We start from the raw sequence: 24,815 nt of genomic DNA on the forward strand, positions 1-24,815 counted from the left end.
GCGATATTTGCCAATGAAAAATATGAAATTGACACGTTCCCTTGGCCAATGCCTGGGGCTGGCCTGTTTTGCTTTTATCTACACCCCGGTCAGCGCAGAAAAAGCCGACAGTTTCAAGGAAACCACGATAGAAGCCGGTTATTCTGAAAGCGACGGCAAAACCAGCGTGCGCGTCTTGTCCAAAGGCGTACAACTGGTGCGCGGCACCCTGGTTGTCAATTCAGAAAAAGCCGTAGTTACCGAAGCCCCGAACGGTGACCAGTTTGTCGTACTGACTGGTGGCGTCAGCAAAAAAGTCAGCTTCCGGCAAAAACGCGATGGCGGCCCTGACCTGTGGGTAGAAGGTGAAGCTGACCGAGCCGAATACAATCAGACGACAGAAATCGTCAAGTTCATTTCCAAAGCCAAAGTGCGCTACCTGGAAGGCAAGAAAATCACCCAGGAACAAGAGGGCGAATACCTGTCCTATGACAGTAAAAATGATATCGCCATCGGTACCAATTCAACCACTGGCCAGCATGTAGACGGAGCTGGTCGCGTCAAAATCACCCTGCAACCCAAACAGACCAATTAAATGACAGCCACGCCTAGTACCTTGCTCGTCAAGGGATTGCAAAAACGCTATGGCGCGCGCCAGGTGGTGCGCGACGTCTCGCTGGAAGTGAAAAGCGGTGAAGTGGTTGGTTTGCTGGGCCCGAATGGTGCCGGCAAAACCACCTCCTTCTACATGATCGTTGGCCTGGTGCCATCCGACGCTGGCGATATCACGATTGATGCTGTCAATATCTCACAATTGCCCATACACCAGCGGGCCGTACTGGGTTTGTCTTACCTGCCCCAGGAAGCTTCGGTGTTTCGCAAGCTGACGGTAGAAGAGAATATCCGTGCCGTGCTGGAGTTACAAAAAGATGCCAATGGAAAATTTCTTTCCGAGAAATCCATCGTCAAAAGACTTAATGCCCTGCTGGCCGATTTGCAGATTGAAAAAATCCGGGAAAGCCAGGCACTGTCACTGTCAGGCGGCGAACGCCGACGTGTAGAGATTGCCCGTGCACTGGCCACCAACCCGCGCTTCGTCTTGCTGGATGAACCCTTTGCCGGTGTTGACCCGATCGCCGTGATTGAAATCCAGCGCATTGTGCGTTTCCTCAAGGAACGTGGCATCGGCGTATTGATTACCGACCACAACGTACGTGAAACTCTGGGCATCTGTGATCATGCCTACATCATCAATCAGGGGGCCGTATTGGCCAGCGGCAAGCCGGATGACATCATACAAAATGAATCCGTGCGGCGCGTCTATCTGGGAGAACATTTCCGGATGTGACGGGAATCATCATGAAACAAAGCCTGCAACTACGCACGTCCCAGCATCTGGCATTAACGCCTCAATTGCAGCAATCCATACGGTTGCTGCAATTGTCCACATTGGAATTGCACCAGGAGCTGGAAACCCTGCTCATAGAAAATCCCATGCTGGAGCGTGTGGATGACCCGCTGGACCACGCAGTACGCCTGCTGGCAGATGGTGCCATCAATACCAGCAGCACAGCAGCAGACGCCGGCATGGAAGCACCCGCCTCGCGTGAAGAAAACAGCACCACGACGGAAACCCAGGCTGATGCAGATATCGCCGTCAGCAATGACACAAGCAGCTCCAGCGAAGAAGACTGGGGTTTTGATGACGTGCATCATGGCAGCAAAAGCAGTGACGATGAAGATGGCCGGCCACAACTAGGGGCCGCTCACATTACCCTGCGTGAACACCTGCAGGAACAAATGCGCCTGAACCTGCGCGAGCCACGTGACCGCGCCCTGGTCGAATTGATGATTGATGCCATCGACAACAATGGCTACCTGACAGAAACCCTGGATGAAATCCATGCCAGCCTGCCACTGGAATTATGCGTCGAGCCAGAAGAACTGGCATTTGCCCTGAACATGCTGCAAAGCTTTGATCCGGCAGGTGTGGGCGCTCGCACACCATCCGAATGCCTGGCCCTGCAAATCAAACGCTTGCCTAAAATTGCTTTCGTGACACGCAGACTGGCTTTGCAAATTGTTGAAACGCAACTGACTTTATTTGCACAAAGAGATTTCACCAAACTCAAGAAAATCCTCGACTGCGATGACGAAGATTTGCGCGACGCACAAACCGTCATCCGGCTATGCAAACCCCGCCCAGGCATCGATTTTGCTGTCGATGAATCGGACTATGTAGTGCCAGATGTCATCGTCAAAAAATCAGCCAATGGCTGGCAAGTTACGCTGAATCAGGATGTCATGCCCAAATTGCGTGTCAGCAGCATGTACGCCAACATCATGAAACAAAATCGTGGTGAAGGCGGACTCGGCTCACAACTGCAAGAAGCGCGCTGGCTGATCAAGAATATGCGGCAGCGTTTCGATACCATTTTGCGCGTTGCACAAGCCATAGTTGAAAGACAACGCAATTTTTTCACGCACGGTGCTGTTGCCATGCGCCCCCTTGTTTTGCGCGAAATTGCTGATACACTAGGATTACACGAGAGCACTATCTCGCGTGTAACAACCCAAAAATACATGCTGACCCCCCACGGCATGTTTGAGTTGAAATACTTTTTCGGCAGCCATGTCGCGACGGAAACAGGGGGGGAAGCATCTTCCACCGCGATACGCGCACTCATCAAGCAGTTGATAGGAGCAGAAGACCAGAAAAGCCCACTCTCTGATAGCAAAATTGCAGACATGCTGGGTGAACAGGGCATGGTAATTGCCCGACGGACAGTTGCCAAATACCGTGAAGCCCTCAAAATCCCCCCAGTGAGTTTGCGTAAATCTTTGTAAGCAAGTCCTTGTAATCACGGTTTGAATTGCTATATATGATTTAGCTCAAGGCAATAAGACAGCAATGAGCTTATCGTTACAGCAAGCAACATCACTATAGGAGCACAGTATGAATCTCACCATCAGTGGACATCACGTCGAAGTAACTCCTGCAATTCGTGAATATGTACATACCAAACTAGAACGTATCAGGCGACACTTCGACCAGGTCATTGATATCGCCGTCATCCTGACGGTGGACAAGCTCCGGGAAAAGGAAAAACGACACAAAGCGGACATTAATTTGCATATCAGTGGCAAAGATATCCATGTAGAAAGTCTGGCGCATGATCTGTATGCAGCTATCGATACACTGATAGATAAACTTGATCGTCAGGTCATCAAGCATAAAGACAAGATACAAAACCATCAGCACGACGCCATCAAGCACATACCTGATCCGGCATCGGCTTCATAAGGCCCCAGTCCTTACCCTAACAGGGTTATGGACCTCCAAAACAAGGACGCTAAAGGCGTCCTTTTTGCTGGATGATAGGTTTTTTGTAGATATCGTTTCTGACATTTCAAATAAATAATTCACTTTTATTGCTGTTTGTTGCATGCGTTGCTCAACAAGCTGCGAGTTAGTTGATTCACGGCATTTTTATTGGCGTCATTCCAGCGTGGGTTTGGCTGGAATCCAGCGGCGTTCTATGTATGCCGTGTCGCCCGTTATATGCCACACTTTGATTAAGACGATCGCCCTCCGTGGATACAAGCCGGGTCTCGGCCCGGCAGCCGAGATACTTTCTTTTGCGTCGCCAAAAGCAAGTATCCAAAGAAAAGGCGACCGCAGACTCGCTCCCTGCGGGAGTGCCCATTTATGTAGCGCAAAAAATGGGAAGGTCCGCAACTCGCCTGCGGCCTTGCTTTAGGAACATGCGCTTGCATGCGCATGCCGTTACGCAGGCGTTGTGCATGCACCACGAAACCCCTGCTACACCTCAAACATCGGACCTTCTTTTTCCATTTTCTACACTACACAAATGGCTTCGGTGTAGCAGGGAATTCGGAATGCATGCATTCCGCCTGTGTAACGACATCGCCTTGCAAGGCGATGTATCTCCCTTCTGGGACACAGGGCCCAAGCGGATTAAAATCAAAAACAAGGTCAAAAGCAAAAACAACTTCAAAACCAACAACAAAGCAATAGTTACGAATTCATTGTTCGTGTATCTAATACGTTCCGTGACGCACATCTCTGACAAAGCTAAAATAGCAGCTTCATCCCCTACCCTGCATAGTCAACCACCATGAGCGAATTTGTACACACTTCCGTCAAGAACAACATCGGCTACATCACTCTGGATAGACCCAAAGCACTGAACTCGCTATCTCTCGATATGGTTAGAGCGCTGACAACGACCTTGCTGGCCTGGCAGGATGATCAAAGCGTGCGGGCAGTATTTATCCATGGCAGCAGTGAAAAGGCATTTTGTGCAGGGGGTGATATCCGCTTCTTTTATGATGTAGGCACCGCAACACCTAAAGGTGATTCTGCCTTGCTGGAAGATTTTTTTACCGAAGAATATGCACTAAATCATTTAATTCATTTCTACCCCAAACCTTATATCGCGCTGATGAATGGGGTCGTCATGGGAGGTGGTATGGGTATCGCCCAGGCAGGCAATGACTGCCGCCTTCGCATCGTCACGGAACGTACAAAAATGGCGATGCCGGAAGTGAATATCGGCCTGTTCCCGGACGTGGGTGGTGGTTACTTCCTGTCACGTGCACCGGGACAAATTGGTACTTACATGGGTCTGACCGGTGAAATCATCAATGCAGCCGATGCGCTGTATGCAGGGCTGGCCGATGTATTTATACCGACCTCAGAATTGCCTGCCTTGATGCATCTTCTGGAGCAAAATACCGCCACCGATGTGCGAGCCGCAATACGCGAATTTGCGGTTCCTTTTGCTGATCAGGCACTCCCCGGCAACAGTAAGCTGGCTGCAAACAGATCAGGCATTGATGCACTGTTCAGTGGAAATAGCGCGATCGAGATCACCAACCACTTGCAGCAAGACACATCTGAATTTGCACAACAAGCATTTGCCATCATGCAAAAACGTTCTCCACTATTGATGTCTGTCACGCTGGAACAATTACGGCGCAGCGCCAGCATGACCGTATCCGATTGCCTGCGTATGGAAAGAAACATGGTACGCCACTGTTTCAAACACGGTGAAGTATTGGAAGGTGTGCGTGCGCTAGTGGTAGACAAAGACAATACCCCACGCTGGTCACCCGCCACGCTGGCGGAAGTGACGACAGAACAGGTGGCAAATTTCTTCACCGAGGTATGGCCTACCCACGCACATCCTTTGCGTTTTTTGCAGGGATAAATTACCCCGCAAAAGCAATTTAACTAAAGGCCGCATTGACGTTGCTTTTGACTATGGGGTTGCTTTTGACTTTGGGGTTGCTTTTGAATTTTGCACTTCCCATGTGCCCTGTGTCCCTATAGGGAAGGAATCTCGCCTTGCAAGGCGAGATCGTTACGCAGGCGGATTGCATGCAATCCAAATTCCCTGCTACACCGACGCCGTTTGTGCGGTACAGAAAATGGACCAAGAAAGCTTCGTGTTTGAGCGAAGCGAGTTTCGAAGCTTTCCCATTTTTTGTATCGCACAAACGGGAACCCCGCAGGGGCGACGACGCCTGGGTCGCCTTTTTGGCCCACCTTTTTGGCGAAGCAAAAAGGTGGGTAGCCGCCGGTCTACCACCGGCCTGCAATCCAAAATGAACGTCTGTTGACATTAAAAACCAGATTATTCAAAACACTAATAATCTGAAATTAACTCACGCAGTAGTCTGTCAAAAACGCCGCTAGACTACTACCAAAACCACGCAGGAACGACGTTAATAAAATTACCTATAAAAAAATGGAGAGCAAGCTCTCCATTTTTTCAGTGCAAACAACATCAATCAATGATGCGCACCGCCACCCAGATAAGCCGCTTTCACAGCCGGATCATTTTGCAAATTCGCTGCTGGTCCATGCACCGAGATACGACCATTTTCCAACACATAGCCATAATCTGCCACGGCCAGGGCAGCCGCCGCAAATTGCTCCACCAGCAGCATGGTAGTACCCTCCTCTTTCAGGCGTACAATGATGCGGAAGACTTCATCCACCAGTATCGGTGCCAGCCCCATCGAAGGTTCGTCCAGCAGAATGACATCGGGATTAAGCATCACAGCTCTGGCCATGGCCAGCATCTGCTGTTCACCACCAGATAAAGTGCCAGCCAGCTGATTGCGACGTTCTTTCAGACGTGGGAACAGATCCATGGCTTTTTGCAGGTCAGTTTCTATATCGCCGCGTGGACGGCTGCGGGTAAAACGCGGGAAGGCACCCAGCAAGAGATTGTCTGTCACTGACATGGTGGCAAACACGCGCCGCCCTTCGGGGGAATGGGCCAGACCGGCGCGCGCGATCTTGTGTGAATCCATTCCCGTCACATCTTTACCCGCCAGCACGACCGAACCTTCTTTCGGTTTCAACATGCCGGAAATGGCACGCATGGTCGTGGTTTTTCCGGCACCATTTGATCCTATCAGGGTCACCACCTTACCCTTTGGTACTTCAAGAGAAATACCGTGCAAGACTTCCACCTTGCCATACGCTGCATGTAAATTTGAAATGCTCAACATGATGTTCTCCTTATGCAGCGACGATGTCGGCTGTATCTGCCACACTGCCACCAAGATAAGCTTCTATCACTTTGGGGTCAGCCTGCACGGCAGCCGGTTTGCCTTCGGCGATCTTTTGGCCGAAATCAAGCACAGTGACAATATCGCAGATCGACATGACTACATCCATATGATGTTCAATCAGGATGATGGTAATGCCGTGTTCACGTATCTTGTGGATGATGGCGATCAATTCCTTGATGTCCGGCGCAGTGAGGCCAGCAGCAGGTTCGTCCAGCAGCAGCAATTGTGGATTCAGACCAAGGGCACGTCCTATTTCCAGCAGACGCTGTTTGCCATAAGGCAGATTGCGCGCTTCTTCATTTGCCAGGTCAGCCAGGCCAACAAAATACAACAGGCTGGCAGCCCGCTCACGCGCCAGACGTTCTTCACGCTGATAACGCGGTGTATTCAGCATGACATCCAGCACATTGCTGCGGAAGGTATTGTGCAGGCCCACCAGGATATTTTCAGTAGCCGTCATTTCACCAAACAACTGCACGTTCTGGAAAGTACGGGCCACACCACCCAGCGCAATAGCCGAAGGAGTATTACCGGATATCACGTTGCCACCAAATTCCACCACCCCATCGGTAGGTTGATAGATACCGGTCAGCACATTCATCATGGTGCTCTTGCCTGAACCATTCGGACCGATCAGGCCATGCACCGTACCTTTGGTGATTTGCAAATCCACCTGGTTCAATGCCTTCAGGCCACCAAACTGCATCAGTACTTTTCTGGCGGTCAGCAACACACCTACCCTGGCTTCACTTGCCTTCACGATGGCGAGATCGTGACTGGCTTGTGCGCTGGCAGCATCCAGTTCCACATGACGTGCCCCTTTGCCAAGCAGGTTATTGACAAAACCAACGATGCCATCCTGCAGGTAATACACGACGAACAGGGTCATCAAACCAAAGATGGTCAGACGCCAGTCTGTAATGTTTTCCAGCTTGTAGGAAAACAGGGCCATGGCCACCGTAGCCCCTACTGGCACCAGCATTTCACGGACCGTCTTGCGCTGCTTGAAAATGGCTGCGCCACCTGCAATCACGGCAATCACGGCTGCCACACTGGCGATTTTGCGGAACAGTTCTATATCCGCCAGCAGCGATGGCAGCATGACCACGATCAATGCACCCAGCAAGGCACCACTACGGGTTTTACGCCCCCCCATGATGACGGCCAGCAAGAACATGATGGTCAGTTCAAAGTTGTAGGTATTCGGTGAAATATATTCTTCCGAGTAGGCATACAAACTGCCCGCCAGACCGGCCAGGGCCGCGCTGATGACAAAGGCAATCACTTTGTAACGATACACCGACACGCCCATGCAGTCCGACGCAATCGGGCTGTCACGCAAAGCCTGGAACGCCCGGCCAAGATGTGAACGCAAGATGCGATGGACCACGATCAGCGCCAGCACCATCATCGCCGCTACGACGTAGTAATACTCGACTTCGTTGAGCTTGTAACCGAACATGACGGGCTTGGTCAGTTTGATACCCATGGGGCCTTCGGTCAGGAAGGTCATCTCGTTGATCAGGATAGTGATGATGGTACCGAATGCCAGTGTCACCATGGCCAGGTAGGGACCGGTCACGCGCAACGCAGGCAAGGCCAGCAAGGCACCAAACAGCGCTGTCACGGCGATACTGCACGGCACGGCAGCCAGGAATGGCATGCCCAGTTTAAACACCAGCACACCGGTTGTATACGAACCTACACCAAACAGGCCGGCATGGCCGAGAGATACCTGGCCGGTATAGCCAACCACGATGTCGAGACCAAACAGCAGGATGGCATAGATAAGTATGGTTTCAACCAGGTGCAGGTAATAAGGATTGTGCATGACAATCGGAAACAGGCTCAGTGCAGCAATCCCGACAATAGAAACAAGCAGGGTCTTTTTATTCATGATACGGCCTCATACTTTCTTGATGGCAGTTTTGCCGAACAGACCTGCGGGTTTGATCGCCAATACCAGCAACAGCAATACCAGGCCAGGCACTTCCTTGTAACCGGTGGAGATATAAAAGCCGGTCGTGGTTTCAGCAATGCCCAATATCAGGCCGCCAACGATAGCGCCGACACCGGATGTCAAACCACCGATAATTGCCACGGCAAACGCCTTCAGGCCCAGGGCAGAACCCATGGTGGCACCAGTCAGCGTCAGCGGTGCAACCAGCACACCGGCAAACGCCGCAGTAGCCGATGACAATGCATAGGAAAAGGTAATGACCATACTGGTATTGATGCCCATCAGGCCAGCCGCATCCCTGTCATTCGAAGTAGCGACTACCGCCTTGCCGTAGATGGATTTGCGGTTGAAAAATTCTACTGCCAGCATCATTGCCAGCGCGCCCAGCACGACCACTACTTGCATGGGCTGTACATTGGCACCGAGTATCTGGAATGGCGCTGCCGACAGCGGTGAAGGAAAGGTCAGGTCATCCTTGCCCCAGATATTTTCTGCGACATTTTTAAAAATGATGGCAAGTGCGATGGTGGACATGATCCAGCCGAATTCGGATTTGATCTTGATGGCCGGGCGTACGCCTATCCATTCCACAAACATGCCCTGCAAGGCACCAAAGACGATGACGATGGGTATCATCAGCCAATAATTCATATACGGGCCACCGTGAATATTACCGACCACGCTGAGACCAACCAGGGCCCCCAGCATCAGTGCTTCACCCTGACCGAAATTGAGCGTGCCCGAAGTGGCAAATGTCAGCTGGTAGCCAAAGGCGATGACCGCATAGATCATGCCGAGGGCGATACCGCTGAAAACAAGCTGAAGTAAGATTTCCATTTTTTCCATCCAATGGAGTGCAGCTCACCAGCCGGCCCGGAATGAACCCGGGACAGTGAACAAGCTGACTGACTGAAAAAAAGGCCAGCCCCGGATTGGAGCTGACCGTTTGGCTACAGAGTGCGTCTACGCCTTATTTGGCAAGAACGATATGGCCACCCTTGGCTTCACCCATGACAGGGGTACCAGGCTTGATGGCTTCATGATCATCATGTGTGAAAGGTTTGTTGTACGTGGTAACCACGCCTTCCACTTTTTCATTCAGATTTTCCAGCGCTTCACGGACTTTGACACCATCGGTGCTACCAGCCTGCTTGAATGCTGCTGCCAGCAGATAAATGGAATCATAGCCTTGGGCTGCAGAGACGGCAGACGGCATGCGCTCCAGTTTATAAGCTTTTTGATAAGCTTCGATGAAGGCTTTGCGTTTAGCCGTATTCGGGTCCTGGATAAAGGTTTGCGGCATCATGGCACCGTCGCCATTTTTGCCGGCATTATCAAGGAAGTTACCCATGGACAGTGTCCAGCTACCTATCATCGGTACTTTCCAGCCTAGTTTTTCCATGCCGTTGGCAATCTGTGCCAGTTCAGGGCCAATACCATAGGTCAGGATAACTTGTGCGCCACCTTGTTTGGCCTTCAGCAACTGGGCCGTCATGTCCACATCCTTGATATTGAACTTCTCTACCGCGACTGGCTTGATGCCTTTCGCACTCAATACTTTTTCCAGATCTTCACGGCCAAGCTGGCCGTAATTGGTAGAGTCTGCAAGGATGGCGACTTTGGTGAATTTGTTTTTTGTGACAGCTTCATCAACAATCATTGCAGACTGTATGGTGTCACTGGCTGCGGTACGGAAAACATAGTTATCCTTGTGTTCCGGCGCAACAAACTGCTTGGTGATCACACTACCTGTCGCCACATTGTTCAATACCGGGATTTTTGCTTCCTGGTAAAAACGCTGGGAAGCCAGTGCCACGCCAGTGTTGATATAACCGACGGTTGCAGATACTTTTTCTTTGTTGATGAGTTCTTGTGCTACTTGCACGCCGCGCTCATTTTTGGCTTCGTCGTCGCGCTCAACCAGTTGCAACTGGCGGCCCAGGACGCCACCCTTGGCATTGATTTCACTGACAGCCAACCTGACGCCGTCACGCATCGATACGCCCATCGGGGCAGAGCCACCAGTAAAAGGGCCGGCAACACCGATTTTGATCGGATCAGCTGCGTGGGCAACAGCCACCCAGCTCAACAAAGCGGACGCAACTAGGGATTGGATTTTATAGGACATGCTGGTCTCCTGAATTATTTTTTGGTTGGTAGTTCAAAAATGGAATTAATGAATTACCGTGCCAAGTTAGCAGGAAGTGATCAACATGTTGAAAATTACGCTACTTAAGTAATACTACGCACCGTCAGGACAACAAGCCGCAAACCATGACTGAATAAAATTCAGCACCAGCCGCCAAGCCTTATGTAGCAAGGCCTGACGGATTCTGTGGCATTTTTTTAACGGGGTTTTTCGATGAAAAAAATCCTTACCAAGAATTTTTTTCATGCATTCAGTGAATTTTTTTCATCCATTCAATGCAAGGCTATTGTTTATGCAACATACACAGGCATGCACAAGTAAATGCAAGCAAACACAAGGCCGGGATTACTTGAGCAGGCTGAACACTTTGCTGATCGCCTTGCTGCCAGCACCAATCGGGTCCTTGCGTATGGCTTTTTCTTCTTCCGCGATCATCACAAACAGACCATCCATGGCTTTCTGGGTGACATAGCCTTCTACCGTTGCCTCTTGCTGGGAAACGGCACCGAACTTCTGCGCCTGTCCCATGATGCTATTGTATTTGGCTGACAAGCCCGCTTTGTCCGTCACACCCTTGACCATGGGCAAGAACTTGGCGCTGAGTGGCGTTGCGGTTTTTTCCTTGAAAAAATCGGTCACGGACGTGTCGCCACCGGTCAGGATATTTTTTGCGTCGGTCAGCGACATGGACTTGACTGCATTCACCAGCAAAGGCTTGGCCATAGGTACAGCGGCTTCGGCAGCGCGGTTCATGGAAACCACCAGCTCATCGAGTTGCTGGCCCTTGCCTGTCATTTGCAGAATCGGGCGGGCTTTTTCCAATATCGACGGCAACTGGATCTTGACCTTGTCGTTGTTCAGGAAACCGTTTTCCACTCCCAGCTTGCTGACTGCGGCGGCAGAGCCCTTGTCCAGGGCTGCTTTCAGGCCGGTACTGGCATCCTGGTTACTTAAATCGGCAAATGACTGGGCCAGGGCAGCGTTGGTACTGCCAGCAATGGCAACAGTTAACAGCAGGCGGGTGCACAGGGAGGAGATGGAGGACATGTTTTTTCCAAAATAAAAGAGAGGCCATGATAGCCCGGTTTCAGATTCAAATTTCATCGACCATGAACAAACGGCGGTGCTCACGCATCGCATAACGATCGGTCATGCCGGCAATATAATCTGCAATTTTTCTCACCTGCAAGCGCAGATGCTCTTCTTCCGGCAATTCCCGTTTTACCTGATAGTCTGGCGGCAACAGATTCGGCTCCTGGAACATGGCTCCGAACAATTCAGTGATGGTCCGCCTGGCTTTGTAGGTCATGCGGTTAACCTGATAATGCCGGTACAGGTTTTCAAACAGAAATTGCTTGAGTGCCTGCGCTTCCTGATACATGGGTTCGGAAAAAGCAATCATTCTTTCCATGTCGCGCACGTCATCAACATTGGCCGGTGCGCATTCGCGGATTTTTTGCGCAGAAGTCTGTATCAGATCGACGATGAGGGTATTGATCATGCGTCGTATGGTTTCAGCGATTGCCCGCCGTCCATTGATACCTGGATAACTGGCATCCACGATGGCGCGATGGCGGGCATAAATGTCCAGATCCATCAACTGCGTTTCCTGTAGCAGGCCGGAGCGCAAGCCATCATCAATATCATGATTATTATAGGCGATGGCATCAGCAAGGTTGGTCACCTGTGCCTCCAGCGTGGGCCTTTTCTTTTCAATAAAGCGCAGGCCGACATCGCCCAGCAGGCGGGCATTGGTGATGGAGCAGTGCTTGAGTATGCCTTCACGGGTTTCGAAAGTCAGATTCAAGCCGTCAAATGCGCCATAGCGCTCTTCCAGCTGATCGACTACACGCAGGCTTTGCAGATTATGTTCAAAGCCACCAAAGGCCTTCATGCAGGTATTCAGGGCATCCTGACCGGCATGCCCAAAAGGGGTATGGCCCAGATCATGCGCCAGCGAAATGGCTTCGACCAGATCTTCATTCAGACGCAGATTGCGGGCGATGGAGCGCCCTATCTGGGCGACTTCCAGGCTGTGGGTCAGACGGTTGCGGAATAAATCGCCTTCATGATTGACGAAAACCTGGGTCTTGTATTCAAGCCGGCGAAAGGCGGTGCAATGAATGATACGGTCACGGTCACGCTGATATTCACTGCGTGACGACGACGCCTCTTCGGCGTGACGCCGACCTCGTGTGCTGGCAGATTGTGCTGCATAGGGAGCGAGGTGAGCGTCAGAGAACATGATCGTCAGTGAGAAATACAGCTACGCAGGGTTTGCAGCAGAATATCCTGGGGCACGCTGGTAATGACAGCCTGGCCCAGCGGTTTCAACAGGATGAACTTGATCTTGCCGCCTTCATTCTTCTTGTCGACTTCCATCAATTCCAGCCAGCGTTCTTCACCCAGATCTGGCGCAACGGTAGGCAAGCCTGCGGCTTCCACCAGTTGCTTGATGCGGGTCTTGCTGACGTAATCCATATATCCAAGGCGGCAGGACAGGTCTGCGGCCATCACCATGCCACAGCCTACGGCTTCACCATGTAGCCACTTACCATAGCCCAGACCAGATTCTATGGCGTGGCCAAAGGTATGGCCAAAATTTAAAATCGCGCGCAAGCCACCTTCGCGTTCATCCTGGCGGACAATATCGGCCTTGATTTCACACGAACGCAAAATTGCATGCGTCAGGGCGGCGGCATCCTTGGCGCGCAGGGCGGCCATATTGGCTTCTATCCAGTCAAAGAATGCAGCATCGATAATGGCACCGTGCTTGATCACTTCTGCCAGTCCGGCAGACAATTCCTTGTCCGGCAGGCTTTGCAGCGTACCGATATCGGCAATCACTGCCTGCGGCTGGTAAAACGCGCCTATCATATTCTTGCCCAGCGGATGGTTGATGCCGGTCTTGCCACCTACCGACGAATCTACCTGTGACAACAGGGTAGTCGGTACCTGGACAAATGGTACGCCGCGCATGTAGGCGGACGCCGCAAAACCTGTCATGTCACCAATCACACCGCCACCTAAGGCCAGCAGGGTGGTTTTTCTGTCACATTTCTGTTCCAGCAATGCATCAAAAATCAGCATCAGGCTGGTCCAGTTTTTCTGCTCTTCACCATCAGGCAACACAACGGATACCACATCCTTGCCGGCAGCTCGCAGGCCTGCTTCCAGTCCGGCCAGATAAATCGGGGCCACAACGGTATTGGTCACGATGACGATACGCTTGCCCTTGATCTGGGATTGCAGGAACTGGCTGTCAGACAACAGGGAGGAACCGATGGAAATGGGGTAGCTGCGCTCACCTAAATCGACGTTCAAGACCTTGCTTGAGGAATTATTTTCGGGAGACATAGTTTGCTTTGTACTGTCATCGGACTCACTGCCGAATTGCTGCGGCAATTTATCCAGGATGGACTGCACTAAAAATTGGACATTCGGCCGCCCGGTTTCAACAACCAGATGGGCAACTTCCTGATATAGGGGGTCACGCTGGGATTCTAACTCTTCCAGCTTTTTGCGGGGATCACCGGTACGCAATAAAGGCCGGTTTTTGTCGTGCCGGGTACGCTGCAATATGCTTTGTATTCCGGCGCGCAAATAAATAACGGTGCCGCGCTCATGCAAAAACTTCCTGCTTTCTGCATTTAACACGGCACCGCCACCTGTAGCCAAAACGATATTTTCCTGAGCCGTCAAATCACGGATGGCATCCGCTTCACGCTGGCGAAAGCTTGCCTCACCCTCGATCTCGAATATCACGGGAATAGAGACGCCGGTACGCGCCTCCACTTCGTGATCAGAATCAATGAATCGCTTATTAAGTTTTTTTGCCAGGGCCCGGCCAACCGTAGTTTTGCCGGAGCCCATCAGGCCTACTAGAAAAATATTAGTCGACACTATTTCTTATTTCATACACATAACAATAAACTTGCCAGACTAATATTTCATCATCAGCAACCACCAACTGCCAGATTCTGGATCGTCATGGTGCTGGTCGCAGTAATGTTCTGAGCATCCTTGACGGTGATCGTCACAGCCGTATCCGCAGCCACGCAGCGTGTACCCTGCGTACCCAGTGAAACATTGATTGATCTTCCAGTAAAGCTCAGAGGATTCAATGGGTCTGGGTTAGTACCAGATACAGTGGACAACAATGTATTGTTTGTAAATACTTGGAACGGCGCATTACCACCGGTCAGATTCAACAAAATAGTCGACACATTTGTTTCATTAATCGTGAATACCGAAGGACTAATGAACAACGATGTAGCTGGTATTGTTGCTGTCACAGTGACAGAACTGGTATTTCCGGACGCATCTGCAACCACAATCACTGCCGTACCAACTTTCGCCAGCGTTACATTGAATACGCCACCACTAGCTGACACCGTTCCATTGTTAACCGTCGCGATGGATTGGTTGTTCGACGTAATATTGTATGGAGCTGAGCCACCATCAACACGGAACGTCAGCACGTCGCCAACATATCCTGTACTTACCGTTGGTGTAACTGCCAGTGTTGCACTGGTTGTACCAATCACGGTGACATTGATTGGCACTCGTGCACCAACGCTGTCCACAACAGAGACGAGTGCAGTACCTGCTGTGACACCAGTCAAAGTCAATCCAGCGCCACTAACAACTGCAGTAACAATGCGTGCGTCGCTTGTTGTCGCCGTATAAGGGCCTGTACCACCACCAATTGTGTAGACGGGCGCTGCACCGATTGACAAATTAAGGTTGGCAGCAGCAGAGGTATAAAGCGCAACTGCAGTACCGGAGCCGACACTGACAACGATTGCCACGGGTGTTCCCGCTGCATCCTTGACTTGGACAGTCGCATTACCTGATGCCACACCAGTGATTGTCAATGTGGTCCCGCTTACCGATGTTGTAACTATCGCTGCGTTACTGCTGGTTGCAGAGTACGGCCCAGTACCACCACCAATTTGATAAGTCGGAGAAGCAGCCACTGCAATAGTCACGGCTGCAGGCGCTGTTGTGAACAAACTATTGACTGTGCCACTACCAACTGTAACGGCAATGGTGATCGGGTTGCTACCACCTGCTTCGCGCAAAATAACATTCGCATTGCCAGGAATAATGCCGTTAATCACCAAATTCGAACCTGAGACAGATGTAGTAACCACGCTTGTATTGCTACTCGTTGCGGTGTACGGCACGCTTCCCCCGCCAAGTACATAGGTGTTACTGCCACCCACTGCGATGTTCACTGCACTTGGTGCGGTCGAATAAAAAGTTGCACCGGAGCCAATGGTCACATTGATATTCACTGTTATACCCAGGCTATCCTTGACTGTAACAACAGTACTGCCTGGACTTACGCCAGTGACAACAAATTTATTGCCATTGATACCGACCGTTGCAATCTGCGTGTTACCACTCGTGGCAGAGTAAATCTGACTACCACCACCGATAGAGAAAGTCGGGCTCGTGGTACCGATGCCAACGGTCAGATTTGTCGGAGCAGAAGTGAACAGAGCAGCTGTCGAACCTACAGTAACCGTAATGCTGACCGTTCCTGTAGATGCATCCCTTACCACCACCGTAGTCGTACCAACCGAAGCGCCTGTAATAGTCAAGGTTGTTCCGGAGATAGAAGCCGTACCCACCGCATTATTGCTACTACCCACAGAGTAAGGTCCATTACCACCACCAACCTTATAGGTCGCTGCGGCACCAACACCTACGTTAATAGCACTTGCTGCAGTAGTGAACAACGGATCGGAAGAGCCGACTACGACAGGAAGTTCAACAACGCCACCAACACTATCCTTGACGGACACCGTAGTCCGGCCGCCTGATACACCTGTCACGACAAAAGTATTATTGTTTGCTGTAACAGTCGCAATCGACAGGTTGTTACTGGTAACGGTGTACACCAGACTGCCACCACCAATAGTATAGGTGGTGGAATTTTCACCAACACCGACAACAATGCCTGTGCTAGGTGCTGAAGTGAACAGATCCACACCGCTACCTATCGTCACGTCAATGCTGACCGAAATGCCGGCACCATCTTTGACGGCGATCGTGGCCTTGCCACCATTACCACCTTTGATGGTCAGGGTGCTACCGTTGACCGTCACAATGGCTGCTGCAGAATTACTTGTTGCCGTGTAAGAAGGAACGCCACCGCCTATGCTATAGGTACGCGTTTCACCCGGCGCGATCGTCAAGGCACCAGGCGCAGTCGTAAACAAGGCGACTCCGTTTGTATTACCTGGTGAGCCACCGCCACCACCACAAGCCGTCAGGCCGACCAGCAGTAATAATGCGAACACTTCGCGAATAAACTTCATCATGAAACACCTATAGTTAAACAAATTCGTAAAATTGGTACTAGCAACTGTACACATTAGCAATTATTGCTTGTTATTAAATTTTTCAGCAATAATTTTTGGCGTAATGAATATCAGCAATTCTGTTTTATCGTTAGTACGCCCGGTTGTTTTGAACAAATTCCCGAACAAAGGGAGATCGCCAAAGAATGGTACTTTTGTAACACTATCACGTTCGTTCTGCTGGAATATACCACCAAGTACAACAGTGCCTCCGTTTTCCACCAAAACCATCGTTTTTACTTCTTTCTTGTCGATAGCGAAACCAGCTCTGGTTTCAATACCGACGCTATCTTTATGCACGTTGACATCCAGAATCACGTTGCCGTCCGGCGTGATTTGTGGCGTCACTTCCAGCCTCAGGCTGGCGGTACGGAACACAATCGCGGTTGCACCGCTGGATGTGGCGATCTGATAAGGCAATTCTGTACCTTGCTCTATCGATGCCTTGAGTTGATCAGCTGTCACTACCCTTGGGCTGGAGATGATCTTGCCTTTGCCATCTGCTTCCAGCGCCGACAATTCCAGGTTCAGGAAACGGTTGGCAGCAGAAGAGAACAGGCTGACTGCCAAACTGCCAGGATTCAAACCATTGATACCGGTCGCAGGCAAACTCACAAATTGCGAATTCGGGATGTAGCTGGAATCAGTTACCTTTGCCTGACCGGTCTGTTCACCAATACCCAGATAGTTACCAGTTACGGCAGCACGCTGATCACCGGATAATTGATAGCCGACATCACCACCACGCAAGCCACGCAAATCGGTGAAGCCCAATTTCGCACCAAGGCTCTTGCTGAATTTATCATCCGCTTCAACAATTCTTGCTTCGATCAATACCTGCTTGGATGCGATATCCGTTTTCTGTATCAATTTACGGATTTCTTCCAGCTTGGATGAGATATCAGTCACAAACAATTGATTCGTACGCGGCTCTATCACTGCGCTGCCACGTTTGGACAAAATGCGGTTAGTGCTCGCGCCATCTGAACCGAATACCAGCTTGAACGCTTCCGCCTTCTGGTAATTCAACTGGAAGGCTTCCGTCTTCAAAGGCTCCAGATCGGCAATTTGTGCTTTTTGTTCCAGCTCAAGTTTCTCTTTGGTCAGCAATTCATCTTTTGGCGCAATCCAGATGACTGAACCATTTTTACGCATGTCCAGACCTTTGGACTGCATGATGATATCCAGCGCATGATCCCAAGGCACATCTTTCAGGCGCAGGGTGATCGTACCGTTGACGGTATCGCTGGCGATGATGTTGAGGCTACTGACTTCGGCAATAATCTGCAAAATTGCACGCACTTCAATATTCTGGAAGTTGAACGACAGTCGTTCACCGCGATAGCCCTGGGTACCCTGGGTCAGTTTATTCGGATCTTCCTTGATAGGTTTCACTTCCACCACAAACTGCGTGTCGCTTTGGTAGGCGCTGTGCTCCCACAGACCGGTAGGCTCAATCACCATGTGCACATTGTCGCCGTCGGCGGTAGTGGTAATTTTCTGTACTGGCGTACCGAAATCAGCGACATCAACACTTTTTCTCAGGACTTCCGGCAAACCGACTTTCAGGAAATCGACGATGATTTTCTGGCCTTGCTGACGAATATCAACAGCAACCTGATTGAAAGGCAAATCAATAATGACACGACCTTCACCACCTACACCACGACGGAAATCAATATCGCGGACATTCTTTTTACCGCTAATCAATGGATCAGGCGCAACTGGCAAACCTTGAGAATTGACTGCAGTTGCCACCCCACCAGAACCATCAATCGTGATGATCAGGGCATTGCCTTCAATGACAGTTGCATAATTCAAGGCTTTGTTCATATTGAACACCAGACGCGAACGGCCACTGGCTTCAATCAGGTTGATGGTGCGCAGGTCGGCGATATTGATGTCGAAAGCAGTCCGGCCCGTACCATTGGTGATATCAGCAAAATCCAGTGCGATCCTGGCTGGATTGGCAATCGAAAAGCCGACCGGTGCTTTCAGCAGGTTGCTTTTGAAACCAATTTTGACGATGACATTCGAACCTTGCTGGTTGGCCGTGACTGACTCGATAGAATTGATTTGCGCAAAAGCGGATTGGCACAATGCCAGCATTACCAAAAAAATAAATCGCATCATCGTAGCGCCCCTTATACTTGTATTTATCAACGCATTCATTTCTTGGTCTCCTGCAACTCTAACTTAGCTTCGCGCTCCACCCAGTCACCCGCAGCATCCTGAACAATTTCCTTGATGTTTATGGCATCGTCATCAATGCTCGTAATCTTGCCGAAATTCTGTCCCACATAACCACCTGCTTTAACTTGATAAACCGTTTTATCTGCCTGAATCAAGGCGTAGACGACCTTGTTTTTTTCTATGGTCCCGACCATTTTCAGGGAATCCATCGGAAAAGCTTCCAGCGCTTCACGCCGCCTTTCCATATCAGGCTTGAGGCCATTGCTGGACTCTGCTTTTAATCTTGCCAGCACAACCAGCAGCTTTGCCGGGTCAAAAGGGTCAATACTGGATTTCCCCTCATAAGAAAAAGGTACATACACTTTGGGCTCACTCAGTTTAGGTGTAACAACCTTGATTTCTTTTCTCTCAGCTTCCATCCAGGCTCTGATCTCGGTCTCTTCGCTATCGCCGCAAGCAGACAATGAAGCCAGCATCACCAGCAAAAGCGGCAATCTATATACAGTTTTCATCATTTCTTAGGCCCCTTTTTCAGGTTTGCCTGCGTCATGACTTCATCCTTATTCAAATAGCGGAATGTTTTTGCGGTCACTTCCAGAGCCAGGCCACCGTCTTTGAGAGCGGTCATACCCAAATTGTTCAAGGTAACGATCCTTGGCAATTTGGCGATGTCCGCAACAAATTGCCCCAAGTCATGATAGCTTCCTGAAATTTTGATCGCGATTGGCAGTTCGGCATAGTAATCCTTGACGAACACAGTACCAGGTGTGAACGATTCAAACTGCAAGCCACGGCCTGTTGCGGCCTGATTGATGTCAGCCAGCAAAGCCGCCATTTCAGCCTCGCTAGGCAATTGTTTTTCCATTGTCGCAACATACTGAAGTACCAGTTTTCGCTGATCTTTCAAGGCATCCAGATTCACTGCCTGTGTCAGTTTTTGCTTGTAATCATTTTTCAACTTGACTTCTTCAGCCTTGCCGGCATCGATGGCTTCCATCTGACCATCCCATTGCAAGTACCAGCCCAAACCCAACACTACGACAAGGACCGCAAATGCGGTCGCCAGTCTGGGCGCAATCGGCCACAGACCAGGATGAAGTCCATTTAAGTCTCGAAATTGCGAGCCAAAAGACTCGCCCATTTCATTCAGGTTAATCGCCATTTACAATTTTCCGTAACATTGCTAAAAAGTACAATCAAAGCCTATTTGGCTTTAGTGCCGCTTTCGGCAGCTTGCGACGCAGCAGCTTCTTCACGCTCCCTTGGTCGCTTGATTCCTACATTAATTGTAAAATCAAACACTTTCTTGGCATCCCGTCCAGTCCCGATTCCTGTTGAGTGAATCCCAACCAACTCAGGCTTAAACATCCAGTCAGACCTGCCGCCCAGATCACGGATATATTCAGCCACCCGGTCTTGAGACTGTGCATAACCAGTCAGCAAGATGCGCTGACCATCCTGCTTCAGCGTCCGTAAATACACACCTTCTGGTGTGAACTTGACCAGCTCATCCATCAAGAAAACAGGTTGATTACGATCGCCCTGCAAATCCTCAACCGCTTGCTGACGCGCCTTCAAGGCATCGATTTCCTGACGCAAGGTCGCAATTTCTGCGATTTTCTCATCCAGCTTGAGGTTTTCTTTCTTGATGAATTCATTGCGCTCTGCCTGCGCAGTTTGCAGACGTCCAAAATAGGTACTCACGACAACGACGATCAGGCCACCGATGATGGCTGACAACAGCAACAAGGAATAAAAATCATTTTTAAGCTGTTTCCGCTTTTCTTCCCTGTGCGGCAGGAGATTAATCTTTATCATCAGCCAAATCTCCGCAAGGCCAGACCGCAGGCAACCATATAGGCGGGCGCGTCACTACGCAGGGCTTTTTCATTCACACCGGAACCCAGTTCCATACCCTTGAACGGGCTGACAACGGCGGTAGAAATTTTTGTACGTTCTGCAATGATATCCACCAGGCCGGGGATAACGGCACAACCACCTGTCAGGAATATCTGATCTACCCTGGTGTAGGGTGTGGATGTAAAGAAGAATTGTATGGCGCGTGTCACTTCCAGTGCAGCGCTTTCCAGGAAGGGTTCCAGCAATTCCATTTCATAACTGTCTGGCAGATCACCGTTTTTCTTTTTGACTTCAGCCTCTTCCAGCGACAAACCGTAATTGCGAACGATGTCCTGTGTCAGCTGGCTACCGCCAAATTGCTGTTCACGCTCATAAATGACATCGTCATTGAGCATGATAAAGATATAAGTACGCTTGGAACCGATCTGGAAAACGGCGTAAATCTGGTCCTTGCCTTCGTTCGACTGTTGCGATACCAGACGTGTAATTGCTGCCCGTGCTGCATAGGATTCAATATCCATGACTTTTGCCTGCATGGCAGCGGCTTGAATGACAGCAACGCGATCCTCAATTTTTTCTTTTCTGGAAGCCGCCAACATGACTTCCACGTCATCCGAGGCATTCGCAGCCGGGCCCAGCACACAGAAATCCAGACTGACTTCATCCATGGAAAACGGTATATATTGACTGGCTTCAGACTCTACCTGCACTTCCAGCGCCTGTTCTGACAAGGTGCCGGGCAATATGATTTTTTTAGTAATCACGGCGGAAGCCGGCATCGCCATGGCGACATTTTTTGCCGACGTACCACTCTTCTTCACGAGACGGCGTACCGCGTCCGTGACTTGTTCAATATTCTCGATGTTGCCATCCAGCACTGCACCTTTGGGCAGCGGTTCTGAGGCATAACGTTCCAGCCGATAACTCTTGTTGCTTCCTTCTGAAAGCTCAACAAGCTTGATATCGAGAGAACTGATATCCAAACCAACAAGTGGTGGATTTTTTCTGCCAAGCAATGAAGCCAGATCTAAAGCCAAGAATATCCCCTCACGATTACTTCATCATTTCAATTTGCACAACACGAAAATGCGCAAATCATTCACTTTCCTGGAGTAAATTCTCTTTAAAAACCGCTATTTACGAGACAATTATCCAAGCTTACATGAAATCCTAGCAATAAGCCTGACATTGGTAAAGCAATTTCCACGCAGCACTACCCATATTCGTTGCCAAATATCCACGTAGTGGATGATTTTATGAAAATTTGCTTTCAATTTGCATCCATCTCAGGCCGATAGAAGGCGGCTATAATGTGTGCTGCCTTATTTACAATTAGCTCATATGTCTGATCAGAAAAAAGAAACCGACAATAAACAAGTGCCGCCCAAACGCACGGCTGGCAAGCTATTTGCCCGCATTTTACTCGGGACTGGTGGTGTTTTACTAGGGTTGGCTGTTGCTGGCGTGTTAATTATTGGTTTTGCACTGACAGTGGCTTACCCCAATTTGCCGGAACTGGACTCAATCACCAGCTATCGCCCCAAAATGCCACTGCGGGTTTTTTCTGCAGACAATATGCTGATCGGCGAATTTGGCGAAGAAAGACGCAATGTCGTGCGTTTCAAGGATATTCCTGAAATCATGAAAAAAGCGGTGCTGGCGATTGAAGATGACCGCTTCTACGAGCATGGCGGGGTTGACTATATGGGCATTACCCGCGCCGCCCTGCACAACCTGACCGGCGGCGCCAAACAGGGTGCGTCCACCATCACCCAGCAAGTCGCACGGAATTTCTTCCTGTCCAGTGAACAAACCTTCAAGCGCAAGATTTATGAAATCTTGCTGGCCTGGAAAATCGAACAGAATCTCACCAAAGACCAGATTCTGGAAGTCTATATGAACCAGATCTACCTCGGCCAGCGCGCCTACGGCTTCTCTTCTGCCGCCCAGATTTACTTCGGCAAGGATTTAAAAGATGTCACCGTGGCAGAAGCAGCCATGCTGGCTGGCCTGCCCAAAGCCCCCTCTGCCTATAACCCGGTCGCCAACCCCAAGCGCGCGACTGTCCGACAGCAATACATTCTGCAAAGGATGCGCAACCTTGGCTACATCACCGAAGCACAGTACGAACAGGCAAAGAACGAAGAACTCAAAAGCAAAACGGACAGCAGCGAATTTGGCATCCATGCTGAATATGTAGCCGAAATGGCACGTCAATTAGTGTATGAACAATTTAAGGAAGAAACCTATACCCGCGGCCTGAATGTCTACACCACCATCACCAAGGCCGACCAGGACAGTGCCTACCTGGCGCTGCGGCGCGGCGTCATGGATTATGAAAAACGTCATGGCTATCGCGGTCCGGAAGCCATTATCACCATCCCTGAAGGCAAGGACGCTGCCGAAGAAGCCATAGAAAAAGAACTGGCCGAGCATACCGACAGCGACGACCTGCAAGTTGCCATGGTGCTGGAAGCAACACCCAAGCTGGTGCGCGCCGTACTGGCCACCGGCGAAGAGATACGCATAGAAGATACCGGCTTGAGTTTCGCCGCCAGCGGACTGTCCGCCAAAACTCCGGCGAACAAGCGCATACAGCGCGGTGCAGTGGTACGCGTCATGCTCGACGGCAAAGCCTGGAGCATCACCCAGATGCCTGAAGTACAGTCTGCCTTTGTTGCCGCCAATACCACAGACGGTGCCATACGCGCCCTGGTCGGTGGCTTTGATTACAACCTTAATAAATTCAATCACGTGACCCAGGCCTGGCGTCAGCCCGGCTCCAGCTTCAAGCCCTTTATTTATTCTGCCTCGCTGGAAAAAGGTTTGTCGCCATCCACCATCATCAATGATGAACCGCTCAGCTTTGATGCTGGCCAGACCGGTGGCCAGGCGTGGGAACCCAAGAATTACGATGGTAAATACGAAGGGCCGATGACCATGCGCAAAGGCCTGACCAAATCCAAGAACATGATTTCCATCCGCATCCTGCACAGGATAGGTGCGAAATATGGTCAGGAATACACCAATCGCTTTGGTTTCCTGCCAGAAAAAAATCCCCCTTACCTGACGCTCGCCCTGGGTGCAGGTGCCGTTACCCCTTTGCAGATGGCAGGTGCGTATTCCGTATTCGCCAATGGCGGCTACAAGGTCAACCCTTACCTGATTTCAAAAATCACTGACACCAATGGCAAAATCCTGGTACAGACCAAGCCAGACCTGGCTGGCGATGACAATAACCGTGTCATTGATGAACGCAATGCCTTCCTGATGGACAGCATGTTGCGCGATGTCGTCAAAATGGGCACCGCCACCAAGGCTTTGATATTGAAACGTCCTGATATTGCCGGCAAGACCGGTACCACGAATGACTCTTTCGATGCCTGGTTTGCCGGTTATCAGGCCAAGGTCGTGGGCATTGCCTGGATCGGTTTTGACCAGCCGAGAAACCTGGGCAACAAGGAAACCGGTGGCGGCCTGGCCCTGCCGATCTGGATAGGTTATATGCAGAAAATCCTGAAAGATTTCCCGATAGAAGAAAGACCCGTACCCAAGGGGATTATTGCGGTAGACGGTGATTACTATTATGCAGAAAACCCACCGGGCGTTGGTGTTTCCACGCTGGCCGCTCCGGTGACTATCATCGAGGAATAGCTAATATCATGTGGCAGTCCTGCAAAGGGACTGTCACAAT

At 50.4% G+C, this 24,815-nt stretch carries 19 protein-coding genes; 6 read left to right on the forward strand and 13 right to left on the reverse strand.

The features are described from left to right. The first annotated feature begins 22 nt into the window (after positions 1-22). From lptA to H8L32_RS24690, 5 genes are all read left to right on the forward strand, one after another. Positions 23-574 carry a lipopolysaccharide transport periplasmic protein LptA gene (gene lptA / locus H8L32_RS24670; RefSeq protein WP_186950428.1) on the forward strand — a complete coding sequence of 184 codons (552 nt, stop codon included), beginning with the start codon at positions 23-25 and terminating at the stop codon, positions 572-574. Continuing rightward, positions 575-1,327: an LPS export ABC transporter ATP-binding protein gene (gene lptB / locus H8L32_RS24675; RefSeq protein ID WP_186950430.1), complete on the forward strand. Its 753-nt coding sequence runs from the start codon at positions 575-577 to the stop codon at positions 1,325-1,327. 11 nt (positions 1,328-1,338) lie between these two features. Continuing rightward, positions 1,339-2,826: an RNA polymerase factor sigma-54 gene (locus H8L32_RS24680; protein WP_186950432.1), complete on the forward strand. Its 1,488-nt coding sequence runs from the start codon at positions 1,339-1,341 to the stop codon at positions 2,824-2,826. Positions 2,827-2,935: 109 nt separating this feature from the next. After that, entirely contained in the window at positions 2,936-3,283 is a 348-nt protein-coding gene (gene hpf, locus H8L32_RS24685) for a ribosome hibernation-promoting factor, HPF/YfiA family (protein ID WP_186950434.1), read from the forward strand. An 835-nt stretch (positions 3,284-4,118) separates the two neighbouring features. Further along, positions 4,119-5,213 carry an enoyl-CoA hydratase/isomerase family protein gene (locus H8L32_RS24690; RefSeq protein WP_186950437.1) on the forward strand — a complete coding sequence of 365 codons (1,095 nt, stop codon included), beginning with the start codon at positions 4,119-4,121 and terminating at the stop codon, positions 5,211-5,213. A 583-nt stretch (positions 5,214-5,796) separates the two neighbouring features. Here H8L32_RS24690 and H8L32_RS24695 read toward each other — a convergent pair. The 13 genes from H8L32_RS24695 to H8L32_RS24755 form a co-directional block, all read right to left on the reverse strand. Beyond that, positions 5,797-6,525, reverse strand: coding sequence for an ABC transporter ATP-binding protein (locus H8L32_RS24695; protein WP_186950439.1), 729 nt, complete (start codon positions 6,523-6,525; stop codon positions 5,797-5,799). A gap of 10 nt (positions 6,526-6,535) precedes the next feature. Then, on the reverse strand, positions 6,536-8,485 hold the full coding sequence (locus H8L32_RS24700) for a branched-chain amino acid ABC transporter ATP-binding protein/permease (protein WP_186950441.1): 1,950 nt from the start codon (positions 8,483-8,485) through the stop codon (positions 6,536-6,538). Positions 8,486-8,494: 9 nt separating this feature from the next. Then, complete coding sequence (locus tag H8L32_RS24705; RefSeq protein ID WP_186950443.1) at positions 8,495-9,385, reverse strand: branched-chain amino acid ABC transporter permease; 891 nt, start codon at positions 9,383-9,385, stop codon at positions 8,495-8,497. A gap of 133 nt (positions 9,386-9,518) precedes the next feature. Further along, a complete protein-coding gene (locus H8L32_RS24710) occupies positions 9,519-10,676 on the reverse strand; it encodes an ABC transporter substrate-binding protein (protein WP_186950445.1) in 1,158 nt (385 codons plus the stop codon). Positions 10,677-11,042: 366 nt separating this feature from the next. Continuing rightward, positions 11,043-11,744, reverse strand: coding sequence for a DUF4197 domain-containing protein (locus H8L32_RS24715; RefSeq protein WP_186950446.1), 702 nt, complete (start codon positions 11,742-11,744; stop codon positions 11,043-11,045). A gap of 46 nt (positions 11,745-11,790) precedes the next feature. Then, a complete protein-coding gene (locus H8L32_RS24720; protein ID WP_186950448.1) occupies positions 11,791-12,942 on the reverse strand; it encodes a deoxyguanosinetriphosphate triphosphohydrolase in 1,152 nt (383 codons plus the stop codon). A gap of 5 nt (positions 12,943-12,947) precedes the next feature. Then, positions 12,948-14,600 carry a bifunctional shikimate kinase/3-dehydroquinate synthase AroKB gene (aroKB, locus tag H8L32_RS24725; RefSeq protein ID WP_329605226.1) on the reverse strand — a complete coding sequence of 551 codons (1,653 nt, stop codon included), beginning with the start codon at positions 14,598-14,600 and terminating at the stop codon, positions 12,948-12,950. Between the two features lie 53 nt (positions 14,601-14,653). After that, positions 14,654-17,029: a beta strand repeat-containing protein gene (locus H8L32_RS24730; protein ID WP_186950450.1), complete on the reverse strand. Its 2,376-nt coding sequence runs from the start codon at positions 17,027-17,029 to the stop codon at positions 14,654-14,656. A gap of 60 nt (positions 17,030-17,089) precedes the next feature. Beyond that, positions 17,090-19,201: a type IV pilus secretin PilQ gene (pilQ, locus tag H8L32_RS24735; RefSeq protein WP_186950452.1), complete on the reverse strand. Its 2,112-nt coding sequence runs from the start codon at positions 19,199-19,201 to the stop codon at positions 17,090-17,092. 35 nt (positions 19,202-19,236) lie between these two features. After that, complete coding sequence (locus tag H8L32_RS24740; RefSeq protein WP_186950454.1) at positions 19,237-19,773, reverse strand: pilus assembly protein PilP; 537 nt, start codon at positions 19,771-19,773, stop codon at positions 19,237-19,239. Further along, positions 19,773-20,423: a type IV pilus inner membrane component PilO gene (locus H8L32_RS24745; protein WP_230412406.1), complete on the reverse strand. Its 651-nt coding sequence runs from the start codon at positions 20,421-20,423 to the stop codon at positions 19,773-19,775. The genes H8L32_RS24740 and H8L32_RS24745 overlap by 1 nt, the downstream gene beginning before the upstream one ends. Positions 20,424-20,464: 41 nt before the next feature. Continuing rightward, positions 20,465-21,079 (reverse strand): PilN domain-containing protein, encoded by a 615-nt coding sequence (locus H8L32_RS24750; protein WP_186950456.1) that lies wholly within the window; start codon positions 21,077-21,079, stop codon positions 20,465-20,467. Continuing rightward, positions 21,079-22,158 carry a pilus assembly protein PilM gene (locus H8L32_RS24755; RefSeq protein ID WP_186950458.1) on the reverse strand — a complete coding sequence of 360 codons (1,080 nt, stop codon included), beginning with the start codon at positions 22,156-22,158 and terminating at the stop codon, positions 21,079-21,081. Before H8L32_RS24755 ends, H8L32_RS24750 begins: the two co-directional genes overlap by 1 nt. Positions 22,159-22,462: 304 nt before the next feature. Between H8L32_RS24755 and H8L32_RS24760 the strand changes: the two genes are divergently transcribed. Beyond that, positions 22,463-24,775: a penicillin-binding protein 1A gene (locus H8L32_RS24760; RefSeq protein WP_186950460.1), complete on the forward strand. Its 2,313-nt coding sequence runs from the start codon at positions 22,463-22,465 to the stop codon at positions 24,773-24,775. Positions 24,776-24,815: the final 40 nt, after the last annotated feature.

Origin of the sequence: Undibacterium hunanense (genome assembly GCF_014284335.1) — a bacterium.
Lineage (GTDB): Bacteria > Pseudomonadota > Gammaproteobacteria > Burkholderiales > Burkholderiaceae_D > Undibacterium > Undibacterium hunanense.

Coding starts and splice junctions, on each gene's coding strand:
- H8L32_RS24695 (WP_186950439.1), bottom strand. CDS start 6,525: ATGTTGAGCATTTCAAATTTACATGCAGCGTATGGCAAGGTGGAAGTC.
- hpf (WP_186950434.1), top strand. CDS start 2,936: ATGAATCTCACCATCAGTGGACATCACGTCGAAGTAACTCCTGCAATT.
- H8L32_RS24680 (WP_186950432.1), top strand. CDS start 1,339: ATGAAACAAAGCCTGCAACTACGCACGTCCCAGCATCTGGCATTAACG.
- lptB (WP_186950430.1), top strand. CDS start 575: ATGACAGCCACGCCTAGTACCTTGCTCGTCAAGGGATTGCAAAAACGC.
- H8L32_RS24700 (WP_186950441.1), bottom strand. CDS start 8,485: ATGAATAAAAAGACCCTGCTTGTTTCTATTGTCGGGATTGCTGCACTG.
- H8L32_RS24710 (WP_186950445.1), bottom strand. CDS start 10,676: ATGTCCTATAAAATCCAATCCCTAGTTGCGTCCGCTTTGTTGAGCTGG.
- H8L32_RS24730 (WP_186950450.1), bottom strand. CDS start 17,029: ATGATGAAGTTTATTCGCGAAGTGTTCGCATTATTACTGCTGGTCGGC.
- H8L32_RS24720 (WP_186950448.1), bottom strand. CDS start 12,942: ATGTTCTCTGACGCTCACCTCGCTCCCTATGCAGCACAATCTGCCAGC.
- pilQ (WP_186950452.1), bottom strand. CDS start 19,201: ATGATGCGATTTATTTTTTTGGTAATGCTGGCATTGTGCCAATCCGCT.
- H8L32_RS24715 (WP_186950446.1), bottom strand. CDS start 11,744: ATGTCCTCCATCTCCTCCCTGTGCACCCGCCTGCTGTTAACTGTTGCC.
- H8L32_RS24740 (WP_186950454.1), bottom strand. CDS start 19,773: ATGAAAACTGTATATAGATTGCCGCTTTTGCTGGTGATGCTGGCTTCA.
- H8L32_RS24705 (WP_186950443.1), bottom strand. CDS start 9,385: ATGGAAATCTTACTTCAGCTTGTTTTCAGCGGTATCGCCCTCGGCATG.
- H8L32_RS24745 (WP_230412406.1), bottom strand. CDS start 20,423: ATGGCGATTAACCTGAATGAAATGGGCGAGTCTTTTGGCTCGCAATTT.
- lptA (WP_186950428.1), top strand. CDS start 23: ATGAAATTGACACGTTCCCTTGGCCAATGCCTGGGGCTGGCCTGTTTT.
- H8L32_RS24760 (WP_186950460.1), top strand. CDS start 22,463: ATGTCTGATCAGAAAAAAGAAACCGACAATAAACAAGTGCCGCCCAAA.
- H8L32_RS24690 (WP_186950437.1), top strand. CDS start 4,119: ATGAGCGAATTTGTACACACTTCCGTCAAGAACAACATCGGCTACATC.
- H8L32_RS24750 (WP_186950456.1), bottom strand. CDS start 21,079: ATGATAAAGATTAATCTCCTGCCGCACAGGGAAGAAAAGCGGAAACAG.